The sequence below is a fragment of the Rhizobium sp. P1_E1 genome (genome assembly GCF_056406015.1).
Genome location: NZ_JBFUAY010000407.1, coordinates 1 through 2344, shown reverse-complemented (window position 1 = coordinate 2344; position 2344 = coordinate 1). Strand labels below are relative to the sequence as shown.

Annotated in this window: 2 protein-coding genes and 1 pseudogene; all 3 read left to right on the top strand. The window is 63.1% G+C overall.

Annotated features, from left to right (window positions below):
• Positions 1-1149 (top strand): ABC transporter ATP-binding protein (locus AC1D1Z_RS36400; RefSeq protein ID WP_477853666.1); only part of this gene is annotated, 1149 nt, incomplete at its 5' end.
• Positions 1146-2246: an ABC transporter permease gene (locus AC1D1Z_RS36395; protein ID WP_477853664.1), complete on the top strand. Its 1101-nt coding sequence runs from the start codon at positions 1146-1148 to the stop codon at positions 2244-2246. The genes AC1D1Z_RS36400 and AC1D1Z_RS36395, both read left to right, overlap by 4 nt.
• Positions 2243-2344: pseudogene (locus AC1D1Z_RS36390) on the top strand (ABC transporter permease); the annotation flags it as partial. The gene AC1D1Z_RS36395 and the pseudogene AC1D1Z_RS36390, both read left to right, overlap by 4 nt.

Here is a 2344-nt window from a genome sequence, read left to right as displayed (position 1 = left end):
GAGGTCGACCCGCTCGCCCATGTGCATGCGCTGTCGGTCGGCGAGCGGCAACGGGTGGAGATAATCCGAAGCCTGATGACCAACCCGAAGCTGTTGATCCTCGACGAGCCCACCTCCGTCCTGCCGCCGCAATTGGTGGAGAAGCTCTTCGACACGCTGCGCCGGCTGCGCGACGGCGGCGTCTCCATCCTGTTGATCTCCCACAAGCTGGAAGAAATCCGGGCGATCTGTGACCGGGCGACGATCCTGCGCGGCGGACGGGTGACCGGGGATGTCGACCCGCGCGAATATGATGCCCATGACCTTGCCCGTATGATGATCGGTCGCGAGATGCCCGCCCCCATCTCGGCGCTGCCGCTGTCTGGCGGGGAAAAGCGACTGGAGATCATCGGGTTGGATTATCAGCCCGACGATCCCTTCGCGGTGCCGCTCTCCGGCATCAGCCTCGAAGTGCGTGCCGGCCAAATCCTCGGGATCGCCGGTATTTCGGGCAACGGCCAAAGCGAGCTTGCTGCATTGATTTCAGGTGAGACGGTACTGGGGCGCGACCAACGCGACCGGATCTACATGATGGGGATCGATGTCGGCAGGCTCGATGCGGCCGCGCGGCGGAGGCTCGGATTTGCCTTCGTTCCGGAAGACCGGCTCGGACGCGGCGCCGTACCTGAAATGTCGCTCGCCCTCAACAGCCTGCTGACCGCCCATCCGCTCAAGCTTTTGCGGCACGGTCTCGTCGACAGGGCGCGGGCGATGGCGTTCACCAAGGATTGCATCCGTCAGTATGATGTGCGCACGCCAGGCCCGGATGCGGAAGCCGGCACCCTGTCCGGCGGCAATCTGCAGAAGTTCATCGTTGGCCGGGAAATCATGCTGTCTCCCCAATTGCTTTTCGTGGCGCAGCCGACCTGGGGTGTCGATATCGGCGCTGCATCCGCCATCCGCAGCCGCCTGGTCGCATTGCGCAATCAGGGCATGGCGATCCTCGTCATTTCCGAGGAGCTGGAAGAACTGTTCGAGCTCTGCGATTCCATCCAGGTGCTGCATCACGGCCGGCTCAGCCCGCCGCTCGCAACGCGGGACACGAAGCCCGAGGAGATCGGCCGATACATGACCGGGGCTCAAGCCTCGCCCGAGAAAGTCCATCTATGAGTGCTTGGTCCCCTGCTTTCGTTCCCACCCTGGTCCGCCGGGAGCGCGCCTCGCTTGCTGCGACCTTGCTGGCGCCCGTCATAGCACTTGTCATAGCAATCGCGCTCAATCTCGGCCTTTACATCTTGATGGGCCGTGACCCTGTCGCGGTCGTTTATGCGATGCTTTTCGAGCCTTTCCTCTCCTGGGCGTCATTTTCGGAAGTGCTTTTAAAGGCAGGCCCGCTCCTTCTGATCGCACAGGGACTGGCGATCGGCTTTCGCGCCAAGGTCTTCAACATCGGCGCCGAAGGCCAGTTCATTCTCGGTGCGATCTTAGCCTCTGCCATTCCGGTCTGGTTTCCCCAGGCAACGGGCCAGTGGATCTGGCCGGCGATGCTGCTGCTCGGCGCCATCGGCGGCGCACTTTGGGCTTCTCTCACCGCCTTCTGGCGCGTGCGCCTCAACGCCAACGAGATCCTCGTTTCACTGATGCTGAGCCTCGTTGCGGCGCAACTGCTGAACTATCTGCTGCTCGGCCCCTGGAAGGATCCGAACGGCTTCAACTTCCCCCAGTCGGTGATGTTCCAGTATGATGCGATGGTGCCAACGCTGATTTCCGGGACCCGCCTCAACGTCTCATTCCTCATCACGCTCGCCTTGTCGGTTGCGGCCTGGGTTTTCATGCAGAGGAGCTTCATCGGCTACAAGCTGCAGGTCGGTGGGCTGGCGCCGCGGGCTGCCGGCTATGCCGGCTTTAAGGAAGGTTGGGCGATCTGGCTTTCGCTGCTGATCGGCGGTTTTGCAGCTGGTCTTGCCGGTGCCGCCGAAGTCGCAGGCCCGCTCGGCCAGTTGCAGCGTTCGGTCGCGAGCGGCTATGGTTATGCGGCCATCATCGTCGCCTATCTCGGCGGCTTGCATCCGATTGGCATCGTGGTCTCGGCGCTGGTCATGGCGGTCATCTATATCGGTGGCGACAATGCCATGGTCTCGGCCAACCTGCCGATCGCCGCCGTCCGTGTCTTCCAGGGTAGCCTGCTGCTCGCTTACCTCATCGCCGTCGCCTTCGTGCGCTACCGCCTTGAATGGCGCCGCGCCGCCCATCGGAGCCTGTCATGAACGCCATCGAGTTCATTCTTGCCGGCATGCTTGCGGCTGCGACACCGTTTCTTCTGGCAGCCCTCGGCGAACTGGTGGCCGAACGCGCCGGCGTCCTC